Annotated in this window: 24 protein-coding genes; all 24 read right to left on the bottom strand. The window is 44.7% G+C overall.

Annotated elements, in window-relative coordinates; genetic code table 11:
- Positions 1 to 67: 67 nt before the first annotated feature.
- Entirely contained in the window at positions 68 to 355 is a 288-nt protein-coding gene (locus QNH15_RS10715; protein WP_061969283.1) for a YlmC/YmxH family sporulation protein, read from the bottom strand.
- 87 nt (positions 356 to 442) lie between these two features.
- Positions 443 to 1,225 (bottom strand): RNA polymerase sporulation sigma factor SigG, encoded by a 783-nt coding sequence (gene sigG, locus QNH15_RS10710; RefSeq protein WP_061969281.1) that lies wholly within the window; start codon positions 1,223 to 1,225, stop codon positions 443 to 445.
- Positions 1,226 to 1,401: 176 nt separating this feature from the next.
- Positions 1,402 to 2,121 carry an RNA polymerase sporulation sigma factor SigE gene (gene sigE, locus QNH15_RS10705; protein WP_061969279.1) on the bottom strand — a complete coding sequence of 240 codons (720 nt, stop codon included), beginning with the start codon at positions 2,119 to 2,121 and terminating at the stop codon, positions 1,402 to 1,404.
- Between the two features lie 54 nt (positions 2,122 to 2,175).
- Entirely contained in the window at positions 2,176 to 3,102 is a 927-nt protein-coding gene (spoIIGA, locus tag QNH15_RS10700) for a sigma-E processing peptidase SpoIIGA (RefSeq protein ID WP_283894595.1), read from the bottom strand.
- A gap of 180 nt (positions 3,103 to 3,282) precedes the next feature.
- On the bottom strand, positions 3,283 to 4,434 hold the full coding sequence (gene ftsZ / locus QNH15_RS10695) for a cell division protein FtsZ (protein WP_283894593.1): 1,152 nt from the start codon (positions 4,432 to 4,434) through the stop codon (positions 3,283 to 3,285).
- 35 nt (positions 4,435 to 4,469) lie between these two features.
- Positions 4,470 to 5,750, bottom strand: a complete 1,281-nt coding sequence (gene ftsA / locus QNH15_RS10690; protein WP_061969273.1) for a cell division protein FtsA — start codon at positions 5,748 to 5,750, stop codon at positions 4,470 to 4,472.
- A 151-nt stretch (positions 5,751 to 5,901) separates the two neighbouring features.
- On the bottom strand, positions 5,902 to 6,255 hold the full coding sequence (locus tag QNH15_RS10685; protein ID WP_061969271.1) for a small basic family protein: 354 nt from the start codon (positions 6,253 to 6,255) through the stop codon (positions 5,902 to 5,904).
- The gene (locus tag QNH15_RS10680; RefSeq protein WP_283894590.1) at positions 6,256 to 6,948 is read right to left on the bottom strand and encodes a DUF881 domain-containing protein; all 693 of its coding nucleotides are present in this window, start codon (positions 6,946 to 6,948) and stop codon (positions 6,256 to 6,258) included. It abuts the gene before it with no gap.
- A gap of 5 nt (positions 6,949 to 6,953) precedes the next feature.
- Positions 6,954 to 7,646: a DUF881 domain-containing protein gene (locus QNH15_RS10675; RefSeq protein ID WP_241840472.1), complete on the bottom strand. Its 693-nt coding sequence runs from the start codon at positions 7,644 to 7,646 to the stop codon at positions 6,954 to 6,956.
- Positions 7,643 to 8,410 carry a cell division protein FtsQ/DivIB gene (locus tag QNH15_RS10670; protein WP_164988868.1) on the bottom strand — a complete coding sequence of 256 codons (768 nt, stop codon included), beginning with the start codon at positions 8,408 to 8,410 and terminating at the stop codon, positions 7,643 to 7,645. Before QNH15_RS10670 ends, QNH15_RS10675 begins: the two co-directional genes overlap by 4 nt.
- A gap of 168 nt (positions 8,411 to 8,578) precedes the next feature.
- The gene (murB, locus tag QNH15_RS10665) at positions 8,579 to 9,487 is read right to left on the bottom strand and encodes a UDP-N-acetylmuramate dehydrogenase (protein WP_283894588.1); all 909 of its coding nucleotides are present in this window, start codon (positions 9,485 to 9,487) and stop codon (positions 8,579 to 8,581) included.
- Between the two features lie 34 nt (positions 9,488 to 9,521).
- Positions 9,522 to 10,613: an undecaprenyldiphospho-muramoylpentapeptide beta-N-acetylglucosaminyltransferase gene (gene murG, locus QNH15_RS10660; RefSeq protein WP_061969266.1), complete on the bottom strand. Its 1,092-nt coding sequence runs from the start codon at positions 10,611 to 10,613 to the stop codon at positions 9,522 to 9,524.
- Between the two features lie 159 nt (positions 10,614 to 10,772).
- Positions 10,773 to 11,873 (bottom strand): stage V sporulation protein E, encoded by a 1,101-nt coding sequence (spoVE, locus tag QNH15_RS10655; RefSeq protein ID WP_061969264.1) that lies wholly within the window; start codon positions 11,871 to 11,873, stop codon positions 10,773 to 10,775.
- A 56-nt stretch (positions 11,874 to 11,929) separates the two neighbouring features.
- Entirely contained in the window at positions 11,930 to 13,282 is a 1,353-nt protein-coding gene (gene murD, locus QNH15_RS10650; RefSeq protein ID WP_283894584.1) for a UDP-N-acetylmuramoyl-L-alanine--D-glutamate ligase, read from the bottom strand.
- 1 nt (position 13,283) lies between these two features.
- Positions 13,284 to 14,258, bottom strand: a complete 975-nt coding sequence (mraY, locus tag QNH15_RS10645) for a phospho-N-acetylmuramoyl-pentapeptide-transferase (protein WP_061969260.1) — start codon at positions 14,256 to 14,258, stop codon at positions 13,284 to 13,286.
- Positions 14,255 to 15,637 (bottom strand): UDP-N-acetylmuramoyl-tripeptide--D-alanyl-D-alanine ligase, encoded by a 1,383-nt coding sequence (locus tag QNH15_RS10640; protein ID WP_283894581.1) that lies wholly within the window; start codon positions 15,635 to 15,637, stop codon positions 14,255 to 14,257. Before QNH15_RS10640 ends, mraY begins: the two co-directional genes overlap by 4 nt.
- 2 nt (positions 15,638 to 15,639) lie before the next feature.
- On the bottom strand, positions 15,640 to 17,106 hold the full coding sequence (locus QNH15_RS10635; RefSeq protein WP_283894580.1) for a UDP-N-acetylmuramoyl-L-alanyl-D-glutamate--2,6-diaminopimelate ligase: 1,467 nt from the start codon (positions 17,104 to 17,106) through the stop codon (positions 15,640 to 15,642).
- An 82-nt stretch (positions 17,107 to 17,188) separates the two neighbouring features.
- Entirely contained in the window at positions 17,189 to 19,123 is a 1,935-nt protein-coding gene (locus QNH15_RS10630; protein WP_283894579.1) for a stage V sporulation protein D, read from the bottom strand.
- Positions 19,124 to 19,214: 91 nt separating this feature from the next.
- Positions 19,215 to 21,380, bottom strand: a complete 2,166-nt coding sequence (locus tag QNH15_RS10625; protein WP_283894578.1) for a penicillin-binding protein — start codon at positions 21,378 to 21,380, stop codon at positions 19,215 to 19,217.
- Positions 21,381 to 21,400: 20 nt separating this feature from the next.
- Positions 21,401 to 21,769, bottom strand: a complete 369-nt coding sequence (ftsL, locus tag QNH15_RS10620; protein ID WP_283894577.1) for a cell division protein FtsL — start codon at positions 21,767 to 21,769, stop codon at positions 21,401 to 21,403.
- 13 nt (positions 21,770 to 21,782) lie between these two features.
- On the bottom strand, positions 21,783 to 22,715 hold the full coding sequence (rsmH, locus tag QNH15_RS10615) for a 16S rRNA (cytosine(1402)-N(4))-methyltransferase RsmH (protein WP_283894576.1): 933 nt from the start codon (positions 22,713 to 22,715) through the stop codon (positions 21,783 to 21,785).
- 43 nt (positions 22,716 to 22,758) lie between these two features.
- Positions 22,759 to 23,190, bottom strand: coding sequence for a division/cell wall cluster transcriptional repressor MraZ (gene mraZ, locus QNH15_RS10610; protein ID WP_090233143.1), 432 nt, complete (start codon positions 23,188 to 23,190; stop codon positions 22,759 to 22,761).
- A 145-nt stretch (positions 23,191 to 23,335) separates the two neighbouring features.
- Entirely contained in the window at positions 23,336 to 24,964 is a 1,629-nt protein-coding gene (gene bshC, locus QNH15_RS10605) for a bacillithiol biosynthesis cysteine-adding enzyme BshC (RefSeq protein WP_283894573.1), read from the bottom strand.
- Between the two features lie 146 nt (positions 24,965 to 25,110).
- Positions 25,111 to 26,013, bottom strand: coding sequence for a 2-dehydropantoate 2-reductase (locus QNH15_RS10600; protein ID WP_283894571.1), 903 nt, complete (start codon positions 26,011 to 26,013; stop codon positions 25,111 to 25,113).
- Positions 26,014 to 26,054: the final 41 nt, after the last annotated feature.

Genomic DNA, 26,054 nt, shown 5'->3' with positions numbered 1-26,054 from the left:
TACAAGGAATATTGGGTTATTATGCTATTTATTTTATCACAGAACGGCCATGTGCGTATAATGCTATTTATTTTTTCAGCTGGTCAAAAGGCTCTTTAATATACTCTGTCGCTTCCTGGGCATCCATATAGCGAACAAGTATGACATCTGTTCCAATCTTCACGATATTTCGCCAAGGAATGACAATGTCGCTCTCCCTTGCGAAAAAGCCTAGCATCTTTCCCGGCCCCGGGATGATCAGTGCTTCTATTTTGCCTGTATTTAAATTTATTTCCAAGTCTGCAATGTGTCCAAGCTTTTTGCCGTTTGACATGTTCACAACGTCTTTGACCTGAAAATCAGAAATTTTGATCATGATATCCCCGCCCTTCTGTTACCACTATATGAGCGCGCAGTCCTTTTCATGTACAACAAACAGCCCGCTTGTATAAGCGGGCTGCGATTAACTGCTTTGAATATTTTTGTTCATTTGAGAGATGGCCGCTTTTTCAAGCCTTGATACCTGAGCTTGGGAGATTCCAATCTCATCTGCTACTTCCATTTGTGTCTTGCCCTGGAAGAATCTCATGGTCAGAATCATTTTTTCACGTTCATTCAGCCGGCGCATGGCCTCTTTCAGTGCGATTTCCTCAATCCATTGAAAGTCTTTCGCTTTATCATCAGAAATCTGATCCATTACATAAATCGGATCTCCGCCATCATTATAGATCGGTTCGAAAAGGGAAACGGGATCCTGGATGGCATCCAGGGCAAAAACCACTTCCTCCTTCGGCACATCAAGCACCTCGGCGATCTGCTGTGCTGTTGGTTCCCTGGAAAGCTTGTTCATTAACTGATCCCTTACCTGCAATGCTTTATAAGCAATATCACGAAGTGAACGGGATACCCGAATGGGATTGTTATCCCGCAAATATCTGCGAATTTCTCCGATGATCATTGGAACAGCGTAAGTGGAGAACTTTACATTCTGTCCAAGGTCAAAATTATCAATGGATTTCATGAGGCCGATGCATCCTACCTGGAACAAATCGTCTACAAACTCCCCGCGGTTGTTAAATCGCTGTATAACGCTCAACACTAAGCGAAGGTTGCCGTTTACAAGCGTTTCGCGGGCAGTAGGATCCCCATTCTGCATCTTGGTGAACAGTTCACGCATCTCGGGGTTCTTTAATACTGGAAGTTTGGATGTGTCCACTCCGCAGATCTCTACTTTGTTTCGGGTCAATGGATTTCCCTCCTACCGGGAGTTTTTAAGTCAAAATCAGTATCTCCCCGGCAGGAATTTTTATGCAGCGGCACTGCATCGCCTCCAGTTAAAAAAACAGCAGCAATTCATGTATCTGTAAGGCGGATCAATATGGAAATATATTTCAAAATAAAAAAAGAGGCGGCTGCCCCTTTTTAAACCATTTTGTTAAATTCCTTTTGAAGCCGTTTGATGATCCGCTTTTCCAGTCTGGAAATATAGGATTGCGAAATTCCGAGCATATCGGCGACGTCTTTTTGAGTTTTTTCTTCTCCTCCGGAAAGCCCAAACCGGAGCTCCATGATCTGTTTTTCCCGGTCATTCAGAGTAAACAAGGCTTTTAGCAGCAATTTGCGATCCACATTGGCCTCTAGTCTCCTCGTAATAATATCCTCTTCCGTGCCAAGCACATCGGACAGCAACAGCTCGTTTCCGTCCCAGTCTACATTCAGAGGTTCATCAAATGACACTTCAGACCTCGTTTTATTGTTTCTGCGCAAATACATCAGAATTTCATTTTCTATGCATCGGGATGCATATGTAGCCAGTTTTATTTTTTTCTCGGGATTAAACGTGTTGACGGCTTTGATCAAACCGATGGTCCCTATGCTGATCAAATCTTCAATGTTGATTCCTGTATTTTCAAACTTTCTTGCAATATAAACCACCAACCGTAAATTCCGCTCAATCAGCAAGGATTTTGCTGCTTTATCCCCAGTAGGCAGCTTTTCCAGCAGAACGGCTTCTTCTTCCTTGCTAAGTGGCGGCGGAAGTGCCTCGTGGCCGCCAATATAGTGGATTTCCTCTGTTTTGATCCCCAGTTTCATTAACAGTTTGTACCACAATAGTGTCAGTCTCAGCCGTATTTTTTTCATGTTGCTCTTCTCCCTTCTCCCTAAAATCGTAAGCGTTTGTCCACCATGACTGCTCTATGATGCAGCAATTTGTTCCATTCCGTTTGACATCACCTCAGGATGAACAATACAACTGAAATTGTTCTCACTGGACAGGCTTGTATAGCTAAGGCCAATCAGCACTTTTGTGCATGAAAACTCTCCTGCTCTACTGTTGATCCTCACTTCATCAGGCTTTATGGCCGGAAGAAATTCATTGTCTTTCCCCACCGCACGAAACGGAACAATTCTCAACCGGGCTTCCCAAGGATGGGCACAGGCTTCACCGTCAGGAAATGCATGAATATCCTTTGAGAAAGAAATGATTTCCTCTGGAAAGTGCTTATCATGCTGATTCATATCCAGAATCATGACAGGGACCTTGGTGATCGGGTCATGAAGTTTATTTCCGCTGTCGATCAGGCCTGTCGCATGTATGGTGGTGTCATCCATGCGAATCTCCACCTGGACCAATTCGGTATAATGGAGTTTTTGTACCTTGATATCATCAACCCTCTTTTTTGAAAACAACCAGACTGCCGGAAATCCAATGCAGACAAACGTCCAGCTTAGCACGTCCCCCATTCCAGTCCCCTTCGTGGCCAGCATCCCATGCATAATGGATAAATCACTCTGCAAAAAATAATGTGCGGCAAACAATCCCCCTCCGGTTACAAAGCTTACAAAGTAAAACATGGCAACATTTTTAAAAAAGTATGAGAACTTTTGAAACCCGAATGAAACGGCCATGATGAGGAGCGAAAAACCAAATTTAATCAATGGATGGTACATGCTGATTTCACTTGGAACGAAAAGCAGCAATACATACAAAGAACCGATCAAGGAACCTGTAATCAGTCTCCATTTTTGCATTTTTCGTTTTAACACCATCCCAGTAAGAACAATCAGCAGAAAATCAATGCAAAAATTAAGAAACCAAATGACATCGAGGTATAGTGCCATTTGTTTTCTCCTTTCCTATGAGATGAACCTAGTATAAAACAGGCATAACAGGAAGTCTGTCAATTCATGAGACAAGATTTCTTGTAATTTTAAGAGATTTTGTCACAATTTTTTTATTCATAACAGCAAAAAAACACCTTACTCATGGAGTAAGGTGTTCTTTAATCGTTCTCTTGCCTGTTATCTTCTGCGATTTCGGTTACGGTTGCGCAGGAATGTAGGAATATCAAGCGTGTCCGCTTCATGCTGGGAAGGCGGAGCCTGTCTGCTTTCGTTAGTTACTTCCTCGCGCTGGCCGTTCTGGCTTGCCGGTGCTTTCGGAGGCTGCTGCTGAAATTTAGGGCGTTGAGCCTGTGCCTGCATAGCCTGCATGTTTTCTCTTTCATCAAATCCGGTAGCAATTACCGTAACCAGGATCTCATCTTTTAAATCCTCGTTAATCACTGAACCAAAGATCATGTTGACTTCAGGATCGGATGCTGTAGAAACAATATCCGCCGCTTCGTTGACTTCATAAAGGCTGAGGTTCGCCCCGCCAGTAATATTCATCAGCACGCCTTTTGCACCGTCGATCGATGTCTCAAGCAATGGTGAAGAAATGGCTTTACGCGCCGCTTCAGCTGCACGATTTTCACCTGTCGCAATCCCGATACCCATCAGTGCGGAACCTTTTTCCGTCATGATGGTTTTAACATCGGCAAAGTCAAGGTTGATTAGTCCAGGAACGGCAATCAGGTCGGAAATCCCCTGAACACCTTGGCGCAATACATTATCTGCTTCACGAAATGCTTCAAGCATCGGTGTGTTTTTATCCACAATCTCTAGCAATCTGTCATTTGGAATCACAATCAATGTATCTACTTTTTCTTTAAAAACGCTGATTCCCCCAATGGCTTGAGTGGAACGCTTGCGTCCTTCAAAAGTAAACGGGCGTGTTACTACGCCTACCGTCAATGCGCCCATTTCCTTGGCGATTTCAGCAATAACCGGAGCTGCGCCTGTTCCGGTTCCGCCTCCCATTCCTGCTGTAACAAAGACCATATCGGCTCCACGCAAGGCCTCTTCAACCTGTTCCCTGCTCTCTTCCGCCGCTTTTTTCCCGATGTCAGGATTTGCCCCGGCTCCCAATCCTCTTGTCAATTTGGAACCGATTTGCATTTTGATCTGAGCTTTAGAAAGATTAAGCGCCTGTGCGTCCGTATTGACGCAAATAAATTCTACACCCTGTACTCCATGCTCAATCATACGGTTAACAGCGTTGCTTCCGCCGCCGCCAACTCCGATTACTTTAATTGTCGCTAATGAATCCATGTTCATATCAAACTCTAACATGAGCGTTCCTCCTAATGACTAGTTAACCCTGTCTCTTATTCGAAAAATAAACCAAACCAGTTTTTCACTTTGGATTTCATGCCGCCTCCAGCTTTTTCGCTTTGCTTGGCGGGCTGTGGCTGTTTCTTGCGGTGCTGCTGGATTTCTGCACCTTCTGTAAGAGCAGAAGCGACCTCTTTACCCTGTACCTTAATATTTCGGTACGTAAACTGTATGAGACCGATTCCTGTAGTATATTGCGGCTCTCTCACCCCAATATAATCCGGCAAGGAAACTCTGACATTATTCTGGAAGATTTCCTGTGCCAGCTCAAGCAGGCCAGGCATGGCTGCTACGCCTCCGGTGATAACAAATCCTCCCGGAAGATCGCCATAACCTTGCCGAATCAGCTCTTCATCCGCCAATTCAAGCATTTCAGCGATACGTGCTTCAATAATTAAAGCCAAATCATACTGGCTGATTTCCTGTTCTGATGATGATCCGATTTGAGCTACTGAAAACGTTTCATCCTTGGACGCATGGTCCACAAATGCATGTCCATGTTTCAGTTTGATTTTTTCTGCATCTTCTGCCGTCGTCCTGAGGCCGATCGAAATATCTTTGGAAATGAATTCGCCGCCAAAAGGAAGGACAGTGGTCATCTGCATGGTGCCTTGATCGAAGACCGAGACCGTAGTGGAACCGCCTCCGATATCAATTAACGCCGTACCCAAATCCATTTCATCTCGTGTCAGGGCAATGGATGCAGTCGCCAGCGGTTCAAGGCAGATATCCGCCACCTGCAACCCGGCTCTTTCCACACACCTTAATAAATTATGTAATATGGTCTTGGATCCTGTTACAATTGTACCTTCCATTTCAAGCCTGACTCCAAGCATTCCGCGTGGATCAATAATTTCATCTGTACCATCTACAATAAACTGCCCAGGTATGACATCAATAATTTCCCGTTCAGGAGGAATTGAAACCACTTGCGCTGCATCAATCACACGTGCAATGTCTTCATCTCCGATCTCCCGGTCCTCGCTGGAAACGGCGACAACACCATGGCATGGCTGAAGCTGGATGTGGTTTCCTTTTACACCTACTATTACTGCATTAATCGGTATACCAAGCATTCGCTCTGCTTGATCTACCGCTTTTTTTATGGAACGAACTGTTTCATCGATATCAACAATAGATCCCTTTTTTATTCCTGCTGATTTTGAGTGACCTACACCAATTACATTAAAGGATTCACTGGTCATTTCTCCAATGATAACTTTAATATTGGATGTACCGATGTCTAAACTAACATAAATCTCATTGCTGTTCATTCTTTGGCACCTCCCTAAGTTTAAAATGTCCGTTATACACTATTCGTTTATCCGTTATGTAATTATATCGGTATACGAGTGGGTTAATTAAGAAATAAATTCCACAAACAAGGAATATTCCCTCTTTTTTTTCTTAAGTTTTTAAGAAAAGTTAACTCTTTTTTCTTGAATCGCTCCATTTCGAAATAACAAGCCGCCGAATGACAGCTATATTATTAAACAATCTCACGCCAAATGCAAATATAGCAGCTAAATATAAATCAATTCCAAGATGCACACCAAGATAAGCCAGTGCGGCAGCAAGCAAAATATTGAAGAAAAATCCGCTGATAAATACTTTATCTTCAAAGTTCCCCTGCAAATGGGCACGGATACCGCCGAACAATGTGTCCAGGGCTGCCAGTACTGCAATGGACAGGTAATTGGAATATTCGAGGGGAATACGTATCTCTGATAAAAACCCCAAAACCAAACCAATGATTAAAGCCAAGACCGGCAGCCACATTTACAATTCCTCCTTTGCCTGCTTCATGTATTTCACACGAATGGGTTTGTCATAAGCGGGCAGTGTCAGCTGGTTTTCAGGCTTTGAATCAATATAGAGGTTTTCCCTAACAAAGTCTTCGGCAGATTCTGAGGCAATAATCTTATTCTGAAGTTTCTGTGCATCATCGGACAGCACTTTTATCTCAATTGGGAAGGATGAAATGGGCTGGTTGTTAATATACGTTTCCCCATTTACCTCCCGGATGGGCGTGGTCGTGATGATCCGCTGTCCATCGACTGAAATATCTCTAGCATCATATCTGTTCAACTCATTGATTAACCTTCTGATTAATTCTGGATACACTTTAGGCATTTCACCCTCATTAAAGGGTTCGATGGTGATTACAATTCCTTGTCCGCTCACTTCTGTCAAACCTGCTTCTTCTTTTAAATCATCGAGGGCTTTTTGCATGGCCTCTATTTTTTCTTTCTTCCGTGATTGCTCATAATTGTCGAGCAGGGCCTGGTATTTCTTGATTTCATTATTCAAATCCTGCTGCCGCTGTTTTTCCTTTTCCAAATCCGCACGAAGCTCCCAGGTGTCTCTGGTGTCCCGTGTGACCGGATTGTTGGTTGTCTGAAACTGAACAGCAAGCATCAGGCCGAGCACACAGGCAACACCAGAAAACACTGCCCTTCTTTTTCTGTTCAATTTACTCATCCTTCTTTGCTTAAATAAGGATCCATTGTAATTTCATCCTTCTTTGCGATTCGAACCTCTACCCCATCATTGACCAGCTCATTGACGACAGAAAGGTTCAGGGATTTTTCAAGGACAGTTTTGTCGCCAATCGCCGTAATCGTAAACGGTGCCGGATACTGGTTTCCGTCCACACTGACTACAGGTCCGATGCAGCTGATATAGCTGGTATGGGATATTCTCTGCCCGTTGACCGCTACCGCTTCGGCACCAGACACGAGCATTTCATAAATGACGCTTCGAATATGTTCTTCATGAACGATATAATTGTTTGGATTTTCTCCTTCCGGAACATAGGAAGCATCCGATAAGGTCACTTCAATTCCAGGACCTTTAACTTTTATTCCGCCGGTTACTTCTCTCAGTTTCTTCAAATCCTCCACAAGGTTAAACGATTTTTTCTCCTGATCGGCCAATTTGTTTTCCCGGTTTTGAATCTGAAGCTGGATTTTTTTTAATTCATTGTTTAACTCTCTGTTCGTTTTCTGGGTTTTCAAGATTTCACTGCGTAAGCTGTCTTCCTGTTTCCACTCGCTGCTGGTCTCATGTGTACCCGCTTCTTTCTTCGTCGTCTGGTAAGAATACGATAAAAAAAAGCCGGTCACGAGCATGATGATCGAAAAAAAAACGTACTTGCCAGTCGGTCTCACTCTTTCGGTGCCTCCTCATCGCCGTATTCGCGGAAGTACGTACTAATATCCATATTGATGACCCCTTTCCGATGCGGGCCAAGCTGCTGGACAATCGAAGGGTATTCCTCCATTTTTCGTGAGAAATGGCTGATGGAAGAACGGACCACGTAGCCATCCGTCATGTATAAAATGACTTTTTTGCCAGCCTTATCCTTGCTGTCCAAATGAATCTCGGAAATACGGTGTGCGACCCCCTGTGATAGTTTTGCCAGCTCCTTTGCCATTGATTTCAGCTGGCCTTTATCCTTCCAGTCCGCAATGATCGGTGCGTTTACAGGCATGAATTTCTTACCCATGGGAGCAAGTGCTTTACCGCTCTCCAACACAGGATAATATTTGCTTTTCTCCTCCAGGTAAGCCACTCTATGATATTCCTTCACTTGAATTTGGAGATGATTATAAAACGATTTATGTACTGCAACAGAGGAAATTTCCTGCAGTTTGCCAATATTTTTTTCGATATCTTTATCCGAAAGATTCAGGAAACTGGTATGGGGTTCGATTTTTCCGGCCTTGATAATCGCCTCGTCGCTAATATTTTCATTTCCGGTTACCGTTATTTTTTTTACATCACTGAAACTGGATTGAAAATAAACAAAAATCATGATCAGCAAAAAGAAAAGGGACAAGTAAATAACCATTCTTCTGTTCGTTTTTTGTTTCCGCTGTGTCTTTAATTTGGGAATACGGTCTTCAATCGGCACAACCTTATGCTTGTCCATGTCCTTCCCCCATGTAAATGCAAATAACTGAACACTTTCCTTCTTATGGAAAGAGGAAGAAAAACAGCGTTTTGTCAGCTGTTCTTCTTCTTCTTCAAAGGTCAACATCCAGTTTGAGTCAAGTCTATTAAATTATAACATAATTCGAAGGGCTCAATGTGGCATTTTTTAGCTTTTCCTGCCGATTATCTCCACTTCGGTTTCGATATCAATATTATGCAGCTCTTTGATTTTTTTCTTAATGAGAGAAATCAGCCCCAGCACATCTGCGGCCTTAGCATCCCCTGTGTTCACAATAAAGTTGGCATGCATATCCGAGATTTGTGCACCTCCCACTGAGGTTCCTTTTAATCCCGAAGATTCGATCAGCTGGCCGGCATAATTAGGGAGCGGATTTCGAAACACACTTCCACAGCAAGGGTAATTCCAAGGCTGTGTATTTCTGCGGTAATCCTTGTTCTTTTTCAGCTCTGCCATAATGGTTTCACGGTCGCCTTTTTCCAATACCAGCACCGCTTCCACACAGATTCCTCCTGTTTTTTGAAGGATGGAGGTTCGGTATGAAAATTTCATTTCTTCGTTCGTATACCACTTTAAATCTCCATCAGGCAAGAGTACGAGAGCTTTCTTCAGAATTTTTGACATATCGGAGCCGTGGGCACCGGCATTCATGAAGACCGCCCCACCGACTGAGCCAGGGATTCCTGCGGAAAATTCAAGACCGGAGTATCCCTCTCTGGACAATACAGTTGCCAGTTTTACGATGGAATATCCGCCACCAACTGTAAATTCATCCCCATTTCGTTCAAGTCCGTCCAGCCCGTCCCCGAGCTTAATGACAACTCCCTCGATTCCTTCATCGGAAACGAGCAGGTTAGATCCTCTCCCAATCGCCCGGAAAGGAACGCCTGAATCCTTAATATAGTTCATTGCTTTTTTCAGAGAATTTGTGCTGTTTGGTTCAAAAAACAGATCGGCAGGTCCTCCGATTTTTAATGTTGTATGATGTTTCAGCGGTTCGTTTTCCAGAACTTTTCCCAAGTTCTCGCCCCGCAGCTGTTCTGCAAGTGTCGTCAAAAAAATCCCCCCTATATTCTTTTATATCAACGCTTTAGCGTTTTATGTTTTCCATAAGTTTAACCACGTTGGCTGCCGCCTGTGGCATTCCAAGCTCTTTGGATGCCTGGTGCATATGGCTCCAGTTTTCCTGGTTATCCAAAATACGGTCTACTTCTTCAAGCAGACGGGAACCGTTCATATCCTTTTCAAGCACGACAACCGCTGCCCCATTTTTTTCCAGAGCACGCGCATTCTTTTCCTGATGGTTGTTGGTTACATAAGGACTCGGTATTAAAATACTAGGAATTCCGAGCGCCGTCAATTCCGCGATGGAGGTTGCGCCGGCACGGGCCACCACCAGGTCCACCCCTGCAAGAAGTTCCGGCATATTGTGAACGAAAGGAACAATGGTCACGTTCGCCGGACTGCCTGACTCGTTCACGGCTTTAAGTACATTTTCGTAATGGACATCTCCTGTCACATAAACGAACTGGTAGCTTTTTTGGCCTGCTTCCGAGAGCACATCAAGAAAGGCTTCGTTGATCGGCCGTGCCCCGCGGCTTCCTCCGACAATCAATACCGTCTTTTTCCCGGGATCAAGGTTTAAAGAACGTTTCCCTTTTGCGCCGTCCGTGCCCATCACTTCAGATGCACGAGGATTACCGGTAAATACCACCTTTTCCTGTGGAAAGAATGATGCACTCTCTTCGAACGAAATCGCAATCTTCTTCACATAACGGCTCAAGAATTTATTCGTAAGACCCGGCACACTGTTTTGTTCGTGGATCAAGGAAGGGATGTTCAGACTGCTTGCTGCATATACAACCGGTCCGCACACATATCCCCCTGTTCCTACTACCACATCCGGCTTAAATTCCTTCATAATTTTCTTGCACTTTGAAACTCCTTTTAAAAACCGCATCACAGTTTTGGCGTTTTCCATTGAAAGGCTTCTCTTGAAGCCGGTAATGTGAATGCTATTAAAAGGGATGTTCTCCCTGGGCACAAGCTTGCTCTCCAAGCCTTTTTCCGTGCCGATATATAAGATCTCCGCATCCGGATGAATTTTTTTAATTTCCTTGGCCAGTGCAAGTGCAGGATATATATGTCCCCCTGTACCACCGCCGCTCAATACAATTCTCATAAAGCACCTCCGTTACCGTATATAAAAACAAGACAGCCCTGTCATCACAATGACAGGGCATGTGAAAGACAAATAAGTTATAGCCGCTAACACCGTTGACCCTGAAACTGCAGCTGTTTCACTTCTTTGTCCATAAAATTCCGGCACTACTTGTTGCATTTAATGCTTGGCGTACCGACTGATGTTCAGCAAAACACCGATGGAGGCAAGCATCAATGTCAACGACGATCCTCCATAGCTGATCAGCGGGAGCGTAATCCCTGTTACTGGTATCAAGCCTGTAACAACCCCTATATTGATCATTACCTGAATGGCAACCATTCCGATGATCCCAATCGCCAAAAAACTGCCGAACAAATCCGGAGCCCCAAGAGCAATACGTACACCACGCCACAGCAAAATGCTGAACAAAAGAAGGACGAGTGCCCCGCCGATGAAGCCTAATTCTTCTGATAGAATCGCAAAAATAAAATCAGTCTGCGGCTCGGGCAAATAGCCAAACTTCTGCCGGCTTTGTCCGAGTCCAAGCCCCATCAAACCGCCCGGTCCCAATGAATAAAGCGACTGGATAATCTGAAAACCGCTGCCCAGTTCATCGCTCCATGGATCCAGAAAGGACGTGATCCTTTTAATGCGGTAAGGAGCTGAGATAATCAGGCCGGCAAATCCAACCAGCCCTACAAATCCCAAGCCAACAAAATGGGAGATTCTTGCTCCTGCTACAAAAATCATGACAATGCTCGTACCGACCATCACCGAGCCTGTTCCGAGGTCAGGCTGCAGCATGATCATGGCGAAAGCAATCATGACGAGTCCAAGAGTTGGAATCAGCCCTTTCTTAAAGGATGTAATCTTTTTCTGGTGTTCTGCCAGATATTTAGCCAAAAAAGTGATCATTGCAAGTTTCATAAATTCTGAAGGCTGAATGGAAAATGCGCCAACGCCAATCCAGCTTCTTGCGCCTCCGCGCACCATTCCCACACCGGGAATCAACACACCAATGAGCAAGACAAAACAAATAATTAAAAGGATCTTGGCCCAGGTGCGCCAGGTCATATAATTCACATTCATGATGAAAAACATAGCAGCCACCCCTACCCCGGCAAAAAGCAACTGCCGTTTGGCAAAGAAGAACGGATCATTGAACTTTACTAAAGCCCAGTCCGCACTGGCGCTGTATACCATTACGATACCTATAGATAACAAAAGCAAGGTGGTGCCAATTAAAATAATATCCGGTGTGCTTCGTGTCGCAGGCAAAAGAAACACCTCAACTCTACTGTATTTGCTCGTTCCAAAACCAGCATGTACAAACTCTATTTAAGTTTATGCACAGAGTTGATAAAGATGTCCCCTCTTTGTTCAAAAGTTTTAAACTGGTCCCAGCTTGCACAAGCCGGTGAAAGAAGGATAACGTCGCCTTCAGTAGAGCTCTGATAAGCGGCAGGAACGGCTTCCTCCACATTATCAACCAGTTTGATGTCTTCTATTCCCGCAGCTTTGGCTGCACGCTCAAGCTTTGGAGCAGTCTGGCCGAACAAAACGATCGTCTTGACCTGCTTCAGCTGCGGAACGAGATCGTCAAATTCATTTCCTCTGTCCAGCCCGCCGGCAAGCAGGATGATTTTTTGGCCAAATGCCGAAATCGCTTTTTGTGTAGCCAGAATGTTTGTGGCCTTAGAGTCGTTATAGAACTTTCGTCCCTGAATGGTATCCACATATTGAAGGCGGTGTTTAACTCCGGTAAAGGTTTTTAATGTCTTTTGGATCTGCTCATTTTTCGCACCCGCCAGCTTGGAAGCTGCAACCGCTGCAAGAATGTTCTCCAAATTGTGCTGACCTGGCAGCACGATCTCTTTCAATGAAATGATTTCTTCACCTTTAAAGTAAAGGCTTCCTGCTTTTATGTATGCCCCTTCCGGACATTCCGACTTCACAGAAAACGGTACTTTTGTTCCTTTTGACTGAAGAACAAGATTTAACACCGCTTCATCGTCCTGGTTATAAACGGCAAAATCGCTTTCCTGCTGGTTGCCGAAAATTTTCCCTTTGGCAGCTGCATAGTCTTCAAAAGACCCATGATAGTCAAGGTGGGCCTCAAACAGATTAAGAAGCACCGCAATTTTTGGTGCAAAGGCTTGGGTGCCCATCAATTGAAAACTGGACAGCTCTGCCACAATAATTTCCGATGCCTTGGAACGATCCGCCACCTCACTAAGAACGGTGCCAATATTCCCGGCAACAACCGGTTCTCGACCGCTGTTTTTCAGCATTTCTCCAATAAGGGTTGTCGTCGTTGTCTTGCCATTTGATCCTGTAATGCCGATCATTTCCGCGCGCGACACCAGCCCTGCGATTTCTACCTCAGTGATCACAGGAATCTCCCGCTTTACGGCTTCACTCACAATTGGATTGCTATAAGGGATTCCAGGATTCTTAACCACAAAATCAGTAGGACGGTCCAATAAGGAAAGAGGATGTTCTCCGCAAATCACCTCATATCCTTCATTGGACAAAACCTTAGCCTGCTCATTTTCTTCGAATGGAGTTCGGTCATTAACAACGACTTGAGCTCCATAAGACTTAAGAAGTTTGGCTGCAGCAAAACCGCTTTTAGCCAACCCGAGAACCAGCACATGTTTCCCTTGAAAAGCATTCATTTCATTCATTTTATACCCACACCTCTAAATAGATTCCAAGGGCTGCAAACAGCAGACCAACGCTCCAGAACGTTACTACAATTCTCCACTCCGACCAGCCGCTAAGTTCATAATGGTGGTGAAGAGGACTCATTTTAAAGATTCGTTTTCCTCTCGTCTTAAATGACGCAACCTGAAGCATAACCGACAAGGTTTCAATGACAAATACCCCTCCGATAATCACCAAGAGCAGCTCCAGCTTTAAAATAATGGCGATGGCACTAATCGCTCCGCCAAGCGCGAGCGACCCGGTGTCTCCCATAAATACTTTTGCAGGATGTGCATTAAATACAAGGAAGCCCAAAACGCCACCAACCACTGCCACAGAAAACAGAGCAGTTTCATAATGATGAAGGTTCGATGCAAGCACTGCAAAAGCGCCAAAGGCAATTGCAGCTGTACCGGAAAGAAGCCCGTCAAGTCCGTCGGTCAAATTGACAGCGTTGCTAGCCCCAATCAGCATAACGACAACGAGAACAGGATAAAACCAGCCGACATCAAAAGAAAAATCGGTTCCCGGTACATTAATTTCAGTTGAAAAGCCGGTTTTGATCAAGCCAATGTAGAAGATGGCTGCAATAACCAGCTGGCCCACCAGCTTTTGCTTGGAGGTAAGCCCCAGATTTCTTTTCTTGGCCACTTTAATAAAATCATCAAGAAAACCGACAATGCCATACCCGATGGTCACCAGCAGAAGGAGGTATGTTTCTGTTTTCAATCCGAAGAACTTCCATGTCATGATATAAGTGGCAAGCGCGAGCGCGACAATGATAATAATGCCGCCCATTGTTGGCGTACCTGACTTTTTTTGATGCGATTTCGGCCCCTCTTCACGAATGCTTTGCCCGAATTTCAATTTTCGCAAGAAAGGAATAAAAAATGGCGAGCTTAATACAGCAATGAGAAAAGAAGCAAGAAGTGTAAATAATAATACTTGTTCAATCATTTTCCTGCCTCCTGGACATCATCAATAAATGGTTTCACAATGGATTCAAGCGCCATACCGCGTGATGCTTTAAACAAAACAACCGTGTCTTCTGATAAAAGAGAGGAAATGGCCCCGGCTGCTTCTTCTTTGGTAAGGAAAACAGAAACATTCTGGCCCGGAATATTTTTTTTCTTAATCTCTTCGCCAATCCATTTGCCTTTTTCCCCTACCGTTATGACCTCTGAAATGGTTTCGTCAATATGGGCAGCGACTCCCCGGTGCATCTCTTCCTCGGAAGGGCCAAGCTCATACATGTCCCCAAGCACCAATACTTTTTTCTTGTAATTTGGCAAGTCTTTAACAGCCTGGATCGCAGCTATCATACTGGTCGGGCTCGCATTGTAAGCATCATTGATTAAAAGTGCTCCGTGCTGCCCGCGATATTTTTCCAGACGCATGTTCGTGAGGGTAATATTTTTCAGTCCTTCATTAATCGCGCTGTCTTCGATATTCAAATAGTGACCGACCGCAATGGCATAGGCAGCATTCTTCACATTATGTGTACCTAAAAGCGGCAAGGAATAGATCGTTGATTCTCCCTCAAGGCCAAACGTGAATCCATCTTCGTCGCCTTCCTGATTCACAATTTTCACCGTGCAGTCTTCATCATATCCGCATTTGAGAACGTTCGGTGAGGAAAGATGGGAAAGCAAAGGCTCATCTCCATCTACGATTAAAAGGCCGCCTTCTTTCAAACCATCTTTAATCTCGAGCTTCGCTTTTGCGATACCTTCCCTGCTCCCCAAATATTCAATATGCGACTCACCGATGTTGGTCACAATCGCCAAGTCGGGCTGTGACAGCTTGCTGAGCAGTGATATTTCTCCGAAGTTGCTCATTCCCATTTCAAGAATGATCACTTGCGTATCATTGTCCATGGATAGAATCGTAAGTGGCAGACCAATATGATTGTTATAATTGCCTTTGGTTTTGTGTGTCTTAAAGGAGGTGGAAACTACCGCTTCAAGCAGATCTTTTGTTGTTGTTTTCCCATTGGAGCCTGTTACACCAATCACAACTGGTTTGACCTTTTTCAAAAATACCCTGGCCGCCTGCTGAAGCGCTTCAATGGTGTCCTTCACAATGAGAAGAGGAAACGCTGGGTCCAGCTCTTGGGGAATCGGCGTACCTTCCTGCCAAAGTGAGGCTACCGCTCCCTGCTCAATCGCCTGTAATAAGAAGTTATGCCCATCAAATTTCTCTCCTGCAATCGGAATGTACAGCGACTGAGGGGAGTTCTCCCTTGAATCCTTGGTTACTTCCTGAATCACTGTACTCTCAATATTTCCGCGTGTGGACGCAGCTATCCCTATCAATTCTTTTAAATCGAGTTTCATTACTATTTCGCTCCAATCGCTTCTGCAGCTACTTTCCGGTCATCAAAATCCAGCACATCTTTTCCGATGATCTGGTAGGTTTCATGTCCTTTTCCGGCAATTAAGATAATATCATTTTCTTCTGCCAGGTTAACTGCATAGTTGATCGCATCTCTGCGGTCCAGTATGACTTTATATTCTCTGTCTTCCACTCCGGCTTGCATATCCTGCAATATGGCTTCTGGATCTTCTGTCCGTGGATTATCTGAAGTAAAGATGGCGATGTCGGAATACTCCGCCGCAATCTTTGCCATCAGCGGCCGTTTGGTGCGGTCACGGTCTCCGCCGCAGCCTACTACTGAAATCACTTTTCCGACCGCAAACTCCTTCACGGTAACGAGAGCATTCTCCAGGCTGTCGGGTGTATGGGCATAATCCACAATAACCGTGAAACATTGGCCTTCATCCACCGTTTCAAACCGCCCCGGTACTCCCTTAACATTTTCCATGGTTCTGATGATGGAGTCAATCGGAATTCCGGATAAAAGCGTGGCCGAAACAGCAGCCAGAACATTGTATACTGAAAATTTGCCAACAAGCTTCAGTGAGACCTGTTTTTCTTCAAAAGGTGTAACCAGCGTAAAGGTCGTGCCTTTTCCGGTCACCTTAATATCCTTCGCCATAATATCACTTTTTTGTTCAATACCGTAGGTTAAAATTTGAGCGGCTGTCATTTTCTCAAATTCTTTGGATGCTTTGTCATCTCGGTTTAGAATCGCGATTTTTTCCTTCTTCCCGGCGTATGTATTGCCAAGCTGTGCGAACAGAAGGCCTTTTGCCCTCAAGTAGGTTTCCATATCCTTGTGATAGTCCAGGTGATCCTGTGTTAAATTGGTAAATACCGCAATATCGTAATCACAGCCCCGCACACGGCCCATATCAAGAGCATGGGATGAAACTTCCATAACGGCGGCTTCCACTTTCTGGTCATTCATTTCTTTGAATGCCTTTTGCAGAAAAAGAGATTCGGGTGTGGTATTGGCGACTTTATGGCTCACACCGTTTATTTTCATGTCGATGGTACCGATCATTCCTGTTCTTTTGCCCGAATCTGCAAATATCTGCTCAATCAGATGGGAGGTTGTTGTTTTCCCATTTGTGCCCGTCACGCCGATCAAATGAAGTTTCGTAGTGGGATGATCATAGAAGACATTGGCCAGAACCGCCAGAGACCTTTTGGTATCATTAACAATAACGACCGGCACAGAATCAATTTCCTCAAGCGGTTTTTCAGCAAGAATCGCTGAAGCACCGTTTTCTACCGCCTGCCTGGCATAGTTATGCCCATCTACGGTGTAGCCCTCAATGCATACAAACAGACTTCCTGGCCCTGCTGTTCTTGAATCCATTTCAATCGATGTAATTTCCACGTTCATTTCATCATCTGTTTTATAGTTTATTAAATGATTTACTAGTGTTTTAAGTTCCACGTTATCAAGACCTTTCTAAAAGTGTTCTCATCAGAAAAAGAAGCCATGGCTTGCGCCCGGCTATTTTGCATTCTTATCTATTTTAATCCTCCGAACCCGGTTTGTCACCCATAAACAGGCGAATAACCGATCCGGGTTTCAGTTTTACGCCAGGAGCAGGTGCCTGTTTAACAACATACTTTCCGCTACCCGAACTCTGGATTTTCAAATCATACAATGAACCCTTTATTTCTTTGGCTGTTTTTCCAACCAGGTTTGGAACCTTGATCAGCTCCTGATCCAGCCAGGATTTTTTCTTTTCGATCTGATTCTTTCTTTTTTCAACCCCCATGGCGCGCAGGCTGTCATCGATGATTTTCCCTACAATTGGAGCAGCCACTGTTCCACCGAACTGTATGGTGTCTTTCGGGTTATCGACCGCTACATACACAACCAGCTGTGGGTCATCCGCCGGCGCCATACCGATAAACGATACAATATGGTTGTTTTGAAGATATTTCCCGTCTTTGGCTTTCTGTGCTGTTCCTGTTTTGCCTCCAACCCTGTAGCCATCGACAAAGGCATTGCCACCAGTTCCTTGGGCAACTACTGTCTCCAGTGCATGGCGGACTTCTTCGGATGTTTTTTCCGAGATAACCCGCCTCTTCAGTTTAGGCGTTTGCTTCATCACGGTTTTCCCTGTTGCCGGGTCGACGAGTTCTTTGGCAATATAGGGTTCATACAGAAAGCCGCCATTTATGGCTGCAGATACCGCAGTGACCTGTTGAATCGGTGTCACCGACACCCCCTGGCCAAAAGCTGTGGTCGCGAGTTCAAGGGGTCCAACATTTTTTAAATTAAACAAAATCCCGGTTCCTTCTCCCTGAAGATCGATGCCCGTTTTCTGGCCGAAGCCAAAATTTTTGATATAGGAAAACAGCTTTTCCTTGCCCAGCCGCTGTCCGAGAATGACGAAGCCGGGGTTGCATGAATTCTGTACACCTTCTAAAAATGACTGGCTGCCGTGTCCTCCTCTTTTCCAGCAGCGCAGCTTTCTGCCTCCCACCTCAATGGAACCGGGATCATGAAAGTGATCCTTTTCAAGGTCGACCTTATTTTCTTCAATGGCCGCTGCCAAAGTTATAATTTTAAACGTAGATCCTGGCTCATAGTTCGCCCAAACCGGCAAATTCCGGTTATAAACCTCCGGTGATACTTTCCGGTATTCTTCAGGATTAAAATCCGGCCGGCTCGTCATGCCCAGAATTTCCCCTGTATTCGGGTTCATCGCAATCGCTACAGCGCCGTCTGGATTATATTTTGCCTGTGCAATGTCCAGCTCCCGTTCAATGATCGTTTGTACTTTGGAATCAATGGTCAATTTAAGGTTGTATCCATCTTTCGGGCGTTCATAATCATCGGAAAGCGAAGGCATTCGGCGTCCCCTTGCATCAGAGAAAAACGAGACATGCCCCTTTGTGCCTTTTAGTTCTTTGTCATAGTATGCTTCAAGCCCCATAAGCCCCTGATTGTCGATCCCGGCAAATCCGAGAACATGGGACAGATAGCTGCCAAAAGGATAATGTCTTTTGCTGTCTTCTGCAATAAAGACGCCGGAGAGGTTAAGCTCCCTCACTTGGTTTGCCTTTTCATTGCTGATTTTTCTCCCACCCTGATCCATGCGGATGATGGAAGACTTTTTTGTTATTTTTTTATATACATCAAGCTGGGAAATATCCAGCGCAGCAGCCATTTTTTTTGATGTTTCCACAGGGTCCGAAATCTGTTTGGGGATGACAAAAACGGTGGGGGCACTGACATTGGTCGCCAGCGGTACATCATTCCTGTCCAAAATTTCACCCCGCTGCGGTTCAAACGGGATGTTCCGGCTCCATGAGTCCAAGGCTTTTCCCGTAAGCCAGTCACCAATCACAAATTGCACATATCCCAGGCGGACACCGATGATAAAAAAGATACAAAGACCGAAAGTTAACACCAAAATTAATCGCCTACGCACCGTCACATTTGAAACACGCACATGATTACCTCCTCCACATGGCTCGTTCCAATATATGCTTGTACATAGGCGATTAGAACGAAGGACAGTGTTGTTCAGTCCTTCATCGTTGCTATTGAGATGTTCCGCTTTCCTCTTCGTCACTCAAATTGACAGACGGCATTTCCGGTTTTTGAAAATCAACAGTGAGATAATCCTTCTCTTTGACGATTGAACCCTTTTTCAGGCTTTGGCTAACGGCGTAGCCTGTTCCTTTAACCGATGCATCCAGATCCATCATCTTGGAAAATTTCAAAACGTCGGAGAGTGACCAGCCCGTAAGATCCGGCATTTGCACATTACCATCCGTGCGCAAAATAACCCTCTCTCCAGGAAGCAGGCGCGACCCTGCGGCAGGCTGTTGGGAAACCACTTCTGAACCACTTCCCAGCGTCACAGGTTTCATCCCTGAGCTCCTCAGTTCACTTTCAGCAGCGGATGCCGCTTTACTCGTATAATCATTTATTTTGACAGAGCTGTCAGATACCGTTTTTTTCTCTTTCTTTTCTTCTTCCGGCTCAATATTCATATATTGCAGACTGTTTTTCATAACGGTCGTAAAAATATCGGCAACAGGGTAGGAACCCAGCTCCGTCGGCTTAAGATGAGGCCGATCTACCGCCACATAAACAAGCAATTTAGGATCATCTTTCGGGGCCATGCCCATGAAGGAGAATATGTTTTGTCCCCACCCATGTGCATATTGACCCGTCTCTTTATCTACCACCTGTGCGGTTCCCGTTTTTCCGGCGATGGAATACCCCTTAATTTGGTAGGGCTTTCCGGTCCCTTTTGTTACAACCGTTTCCAGGATATCTCTTTCTTCTTTTGCTGTTTCTGCCGAAATAGGATTTCCAACAACTTCCGGTTTATGCTGCAGCAGGACTTTTTTGGTTGCCGGATCTACCACCTTGTCGATTACAAACGGCTTCATCATCTTGCCTCCGTTGGCAATCGCAGTGGCCGCCTGGATCTGTTGGATCGGCGTAACCGTGGTACCTTGTCCGAAGGCGGTTGTCAGCTTTTCAATTTCATAATTATATAGAATTCTTCCGGATTTTTCGTTCGGCAAATCAATTCCTGTCGGCTTGTCGAGTCCGAACTTTTTCAAATAGTTCAACAGCCGGTCATAGCCCAGCTTCTCCCTTGCAAGTTTGGAGAACAGAACATTGGAAGAGTTTTGGACCCCTTCATTGAAGGTTATGGTTCCCCAGCCCACCTTATTATGGTCACTGATCGGGCGGTTGTGAGGAATTTTATATTGCCCGGATTTGTAGGTTTCGTTACCGTTGTAAACGCCCTCTTCAATCGCTGCGGCCAGTGTAAAGATTTTCATTGTGGAGCCGGGTTCATATGGATCCGAAATGGCACGGTTTGTAAAATCTTTAATATCCCGCTTGTTCGGATTAAATGCAGGCCTGTTGCTCATGGCAAGAATCTTCCCAGTTTTTGGATCTGCCACGATGCCGATGATCTTCTCTGGGTTGTATTTCTTATCAGCCTTCGTCATGGCCTGTTCCAGGACAAGCTGTATTTTTTCATCCAGCGTCAGGTATACATTTGATCCATTTTTAGGCTTTTTCACTTTTTCTTTCGGATCTGGAAGCTTCACTCCTTTTGTATCGCTTTTAAACGACAGGCTTCCATTGGTTTCTTTTAAATATTTATCGAGCGTCTTTTCGAGCCCCAATGCCCCTGTGATCTCATTCTGCCCGGTTTCATTGGTATAACCGAGGACATAAGGAGCAAACGTTTGATTCGGGTAATATCTCTTGGTTTCTTCTTTGAACTCAAGGCCGTCAATTTTCAGTTTGTCGATTTTCTCCTTTTTGCTGTGGCTTAACTGTCTTCCTCCTGGTACCTGTACTTCAAACCGTTTCGGTTTGGAAAGTGTTTCTTCAATTTCATCCGGCTCCCGATCCAGAATGGGAGCTAACTGCTCCGCCGTTTTTTCTGGATCTTTAATATGCGGAAACTTTTTATCCAAAACGGCATAGAGCGTATAAGAAGGAATGTCCTCAGCAAGCGGCTGTCCGCGGTGGTCGTAGATTGTCCCGCGGTTTGCATCCAGTGTCTGATACCGTGTCCACTTTTTTTCTGCATAGGCGACCAAATCGACATTCTCTATATTCTTTGTATAGGCAATATAGAAAAACCTTCCCATCAACACAAAAAAGAGCAGGATAAAAACAGCTAATATCGCCCCTGCTCCCCAATTGAATTTGAATTTTTTCTCCATTTTCAACACCTGAATCCCGCTTAGTTTTCCAGCACTTTTACGTTTTTATCGTTAAGAGTCATCCCCAGCTTTTCTTTAGCGATTTTTAGAATGCGGTCTGGTGCACTGAGTTCAGTAACCTGGAGCTTTAGGTCGTCCACCACTTTGTTTTCGTAAGAAATTGAACGTTCAACCGATTGAATGCTGGAGTTCACTTTGTAGATGGAGGCATAGTTGGAAACCATAAAGATCGCACCGGCAATCAATAATAGGGAGGCAAAACTCCATAGAATTTTTTCCCCTTTTGTTACACGTGAGGTTCTGACTCTCGGCTGTGCCTGAGGCTGTTGCACGTAAGTTTGTTTCGGTTCTTGTTGTTGTCTCTGTGTTTGATACGCTAAATTACTCACCCATAACTCTCCTTTATTTTTGTTTTTCTGCGATTCGCAGTTTGGCCGAACGTGAACGTCTGTTGACATCAATTTCTTCTTCACGTGGTAGTATCGGCTTTCTCGTGATGTTCTTTAACACCGGTTGGTATTCCTCCGGTATGATGGGTAGCCCCGGCGGTAATGCTGGGCCTGTGCTGTGTTTTTTGATAATCGTTTTGCAGGCTCTGTCTTCAAGTGAATGGAAGGTGATGACACTGAGCCTGCCTCCCACCGACAGCAGTTCAACAGAATTTTCAAGTGCTTCTTCGAATGCCTTCAATTCATCATTTACCGCTATCCGGATGGCTTGAAAGGTTCGCTTTGCCGGATGTCCTCCCGTCCTTCTGGCCGGTGCAGGTATTGCATCTTTAATCAATTCAACCAGCTCACCGGTCGTCTCAATCACATGACTTTTGCGGGCAGCCTCAATTTTCCTTGCGATTTGCTTTGCGAACTTCTCTTCGCCATATTGAAAAATAATCTTAACAAGCTTTTCATACGGCCATTCATTTACGACTTCATGAGCTGATAAGGCTGCGCTTTGATCCATTCTCATATCTAGCGGCGCATCATACTGATAGCTGAACCCCCTGTCTGCTTCATCCAATTGAGGAGAAGAGACGCCAAGATCAAACAAAATTCCATCCACTTTTGTAACTCCACGTTCCTGCAGTTCTTCTTTAATGTAGCGGAAATTGCTTTTGATGATGGTGAAGTTTCCTTCATATTCTTGAAGTGCAGCTTTTGCATGGTCAATGGCCGTGTCATCCTGGTCGAAAGCAAACAAGTGGCCTGATGTCAGTTTTGAGAGTATTAATGCGCTGTGGCCTGCTCCTCCAAGAGTGCAATCAACATAAACTCCGTCTGGTTTCACATTCAATGCGTCAACGGCTTCTTCTTTCAGTACAGTTATATGGTCAAACATGTTGTTATCCTTCCTTGTATGTAGTCAGAGAGCTTGGGAACTGTTACAGGTCAAAGTCCATAAGGCTCTCGGCAATTTCACCAAAAGATTCCTCGGAAGCTGCAAAATAGTTCTCCCAAATTGGTTTGCTCCAAATCTCAATTCTATTCGATACACCTATCACTACGCAATCTTTTTCTAGTTTGGCGTATTCTCTGAGCTGTGGAGCTACATTTACTCTCCCCTGTTTGTCCAACTGGCATTCTGCTGCACCGGAAAAGAAGAAGCGGGTGAAAGCTCGTGCATCTTTTTTGGTAAAGGGCAGACTTTTCAGCTTTTCTTCAATAACCTGCCATTCTTCCAGGGGGTAGCCGAAGATACACTGATCCATACCTCGTGTAAGAATAAAGGTTGAGCCCAGGCTCTCACGGAACTTAGCAGGAATGATCATACGTCCTTTTTCATCGATGTTATGTTGATATTCACCCATGAACATAGGACATCCCCCACTTTCTCCCCTAACTCTACCACAATACCCCACTTTCCACCACTACCAAATTATTCGCCGACAAAAAAAAGAATCCTGCTGTCGCAGCAGGATTTTTTTACAGGATAATTATGTTTCATTTTGAACTGCCAAACTATGGCAGGTACACCAGCTTATGCATGCCGTTAAACGCCAGGTTTTCGTTTGCGAGCCGTCCGATCCAGCCGCTCCCATACTGGTTGATATAAAGGAAGGCATTCCAAACTCTTTCCTGGAGCACACCGGATGGAGCAAGGTCATTTTGAAGCTGATCAAAAACCGAGAGAGGCTCCACAAATTGCTTTCGAACCGCATGGTCCATCTTGGTGTGTAAATACGCGATTTCTTTTTTAATGCGGTTCAAATTGACTTCCGACACCTTTTGAAGGGAAGGGCTGATCTCAGTTGCCAATGTTCTCATGCGTTCATGCGCCCTTTCCATTTCGGCAATCGTCTCCGCATACACCTTTTCCGTTTCATACGGCTTGTGGGTTTCGTACCACTCCTGTTTACTGGAATCTGTTCCTTGCTGAAGAACTTTTCTTGGAGTTAAACCCGTTTCTTGCATCTGTTTCTCGTTTTTCTCGGTTATAAGTGTAATGGACAGCCTTGGAACGAGCGGAGGCATTTTAAAGCCAAAAAGATGAAATACTTCTTTCAGCGCCGACCAATAGGCAATTTCACCAGAACCGGCTATGAAAGCCAAGGTTGGAAACAAGCTTTCCTGCATGACGGGACGTGTAACCACATTGTTGCTGAACAGTTCTGGCTTATCTTTCGTACAGGACAAAAGCTCCTGGGCACTATACGAAACTTCATTGCTTTTCGTGTGAAAATCTCCGTTTTCGTTCCGGAACAACAGCTGCCTCTCCTGATTATGATAAATAAACAGATGGGCATTATTTTCCTGAAGCTCCACCGGTGCTGGCAGCCCTTGTTCTGCGAGTTTTTCCATCCCTTTTACAAATGCCTGATCAAGGTCCTTGTTCCGGGACACCATTTTTTCCAGCATGCCAGTTTGAAGCCGCTTGAAATGAGGTTCACCGGAATCCACTACAATTAAGCCGAACTCCCCAAACAGTTCTGAAATTAATTGAGCAAAGGAATGAACGACAGTTTTTGAAGAGGCAAAGGTTTCTTTTACCTTTGAAAGAAGCGTTTTGGTTTCAGCCGTCTCTCCGAATTCCCTAAACACCGTTTCTGCCCACTCGGCCGCTTTCCCGCTGTCCCATTCCATTAATGTGGCAGACGTTTTCAACGAATTTAGAGGAGGCAATGAAATTTTTTCCGGATGCCCATTTTTCAGGACATTCACATGGTTAATTTCATCATAATCATGATCTTCCCCCGCAATCCAGAACACAGGGACAACAGGAACTCCGAGCTGACGTTCCTGCCATCTGGCAAACTGGATGATACTGATGCACTTATGAACAGTAAGAAGAGGCCCGGTCAATAGGCCGGCCTGCTGCCCGCCGATAACCGCTACTGTTTTAGGATCTTTCAGTTTATCAATATTTTGCAGAGTTTGTTTTGAGCAGGAAAATTGAAAATTATAATCAGAAAGATAATTCGCCAATTTTTCACGCTCAAACTCACGGCTGCTGAGATCCCGCATTCTTTGTTCCATGATATCCTGGGAAAACCGAGGATAGTCATAGAGGTGCTCAACTGTAGGGGCAGCAGCTGAATAAGTTGATGCTATTTGATTTTTATCTTGCAGAGGGAATTCATCGATCCTCATAAAAGTACGTCCTTTCTCTATGTATGCAACTGCTTATAGAGTATAGCAAACTACAGTATCTCCACCAAAATGAAATGCTCGCGTTTTCAGCACACGTTATTTTCTTACTGTCACTGTATGCAAAAGAAGGGGCAGCAATCACCCGATTACTCTTTGTTCTTCTGCTCAAGTGCTTTTATCCCGTAATAAACAAATGAGGTATACGGGAGATCAAAACCTTGCTTTTTGCCCTGCGACATCAGGTAACCGCTGATTGCGTCTATCTCTGTCTCACGTCCATTATCTATGTCCCTGAGCATGGATGACCGGTTTTCTCCTGTTTTTGTGCAGATTTTCAGAACATACGACCAGAGAGACTGCCGATCGGTTCTTCCTAGAGAGATATAAGCTTCATCAAAAAGCCTTTCTGCCAGTATTTTTAAATGAGGGTTGGTCAACACTTCGCCATTCTTTACGCCGAACAAGGCAGTGATCGGGTTAATCACACTGTTTACGACCAGCTTTTCCTGCATGATTCCAGACAATTGCTCTGCCAGTGCCACTTCGAAGCCATACTTTTTCATTCTTTCCCAAAACAGCAACTCGATGCTTCCTCTGAAGGAAGATGCCCTCACTTTCCCCCATCCGGTATGGTTTACCTTGCTTTCAGTCATTTTGCTCACCCCGTGCTCCACTACAGCTGCGATGATGTTATCCTGTGGCAAGGTTTGCAGCTTTTCAAGATGACTCATTCCGTTCTGGATAAAAACCAGGGTGCTTCTCTGAAATTCCTGCCTTTGGCGCAAATCACAAATAACAGTTTCCAATCCATTCTGCTTCACACAAACAACCGCATAATCCGGGAGTTCATGGTACTCGGGCAGAACAGCTGCACAAATTTTGTAATTCTCCTCTTCCTCTGTTCCCGTTTTTACGCTAATCCCGTCTTTATTTAGAAGATCTGCTTGATCTTTTGTTCTTGTACATACTGTTACGTCAAATCCCTCTTGACTGAAAAAGGACGCAAAAAGAAGTCCAATAGCTCCCCCTCCTATGACCGCAACCTTCATTTTGTTCGTCCCCTGTCTTTTTGTATTATTCTTCATCTTAT

It is taken from the genome of Fictibacillus enclensis (assembly GCF_030123385.1).
GTDB lineage: Bacteria > Bacillota > Bacilli > Bacillales > Fictibacillaceae > Fictibacillus_C > Fictibacillus_C enclensis.
Note: the sequence above shows the minus strand (reverse complement) of the source record. Positions and strands in the feature narration are given on the sequence as shown.

Excerpts from the sequence above, each read along its gene's own strand:
- QNH15_RS10715 (WP_061969283.1), bottom strand. The coding sequence starts at position 355 with ATGATCAAAATTTCTGATTTTCAGGTCAAAGACGTTGTGAACATGTCA.
- sigE (WP_061969279.1), bottom strand. The coding sequence starts at position 2,121 with ATGAAAAAAATACGGCTGAGACTGACACTATTGTGGTACAAACTGTTA.
- spoIIGA (WP_283894595.1), bottom strand. The coding sequence starts at position 3,102 with ATGGCACTATACCTCGATGTCATTTGGTTTCTTAATTTTTGCATTGAT.
- ftsZ (WP_283894593.1), bottom strand. The coding sequence starts at position 4,434 with ATGTTAGAGTTTGATATGAACATGGATTCATTAGCGACAATTAAAGTA.
- ftsA (WP_061969273.1), bottom strand. The coding sequence starts at position 5,750 with ATGAACAGCAATGAGATTTATGTTAGTTTAGACATCGGTACATCCAAT.
- QNH15_RS10685 (WP_061969271.1), bottom strand. The coding sequence starts at position 6,255 with ATGTGGCTGCCGGTCTTGGCTTTAATCATTGGTTTGGTTTTGGGGTTT.
- QNH15_RS10670 (WP_164988868.1), bottom strand. The coding sequence starts at position 8,410 with ATGGACAAGCATAAGGTTGTGCCGATTGAAGACCGTATTCCCAAATTA.
- murG (WP_061969266.1), bottom strand. The coding sequence starts at position 10,613 with ATGAGAATTGTATTGAGCGGCGGTGGTACAGGGGGACATATATATCCT.
- murD (WP_283894584.1), bottom strand. The coding sequence starts at position 13,282 with ATGAATGAAATGAATGCTTTTCAAGGGAAACATGTGCTGGTTCTCGGG.
- mraY (WP_061969260.1), bottom strand. The coding sequence starts at position 14,258 with ATGATTGAACAAGTATTATTATTTACACTTCTTGCTTCTTTTCTCATT.
- QNH15_RS10640 (WP_283894581.1), bottom strand. The coding sequence starts at position 15,637 with ATGAAACTCGATTTAAAAGAATTGATAGGGATAGCTGCGTCCACACGC.
- QNH15_RS10625 (WP_283894578.1), bottom strand. The coding sequence starts at position 21,380 with ATGGAGAAAAAATTCAAATTCAATTGGGGAGCAGGGGCGATATTAGCT.
- rsmH (WP_283894576.1), bottom strand. The coding sequence starts at position 22,715 with ATGTTTGACCATATAACTGTACTGAAAGAAGAAGCCGTTGACGCATTG.
- mraZ (WP_090233143.1), bottom strand. The coding sequence starts at position 23,190 with ATGTTCATGGGTGAATATCAACATAACATCGATGAAAAAGGACGTATG.
- bshC (WP_283894573.1), bottom strand. The coding sequence starts at position 24,964 with ATGAGGATCGATGAATTCCCTCTGCAAGATAAAAATCAAATAGCATCA.
- QNH15_RS10600 (WP_283894571.1), bottom strand. The coding sequence starts at position 26,013 with ATGAAGGTTGCGGTCATAGGAGGGGGAGCTATTGGACTTCTTTTTGCG.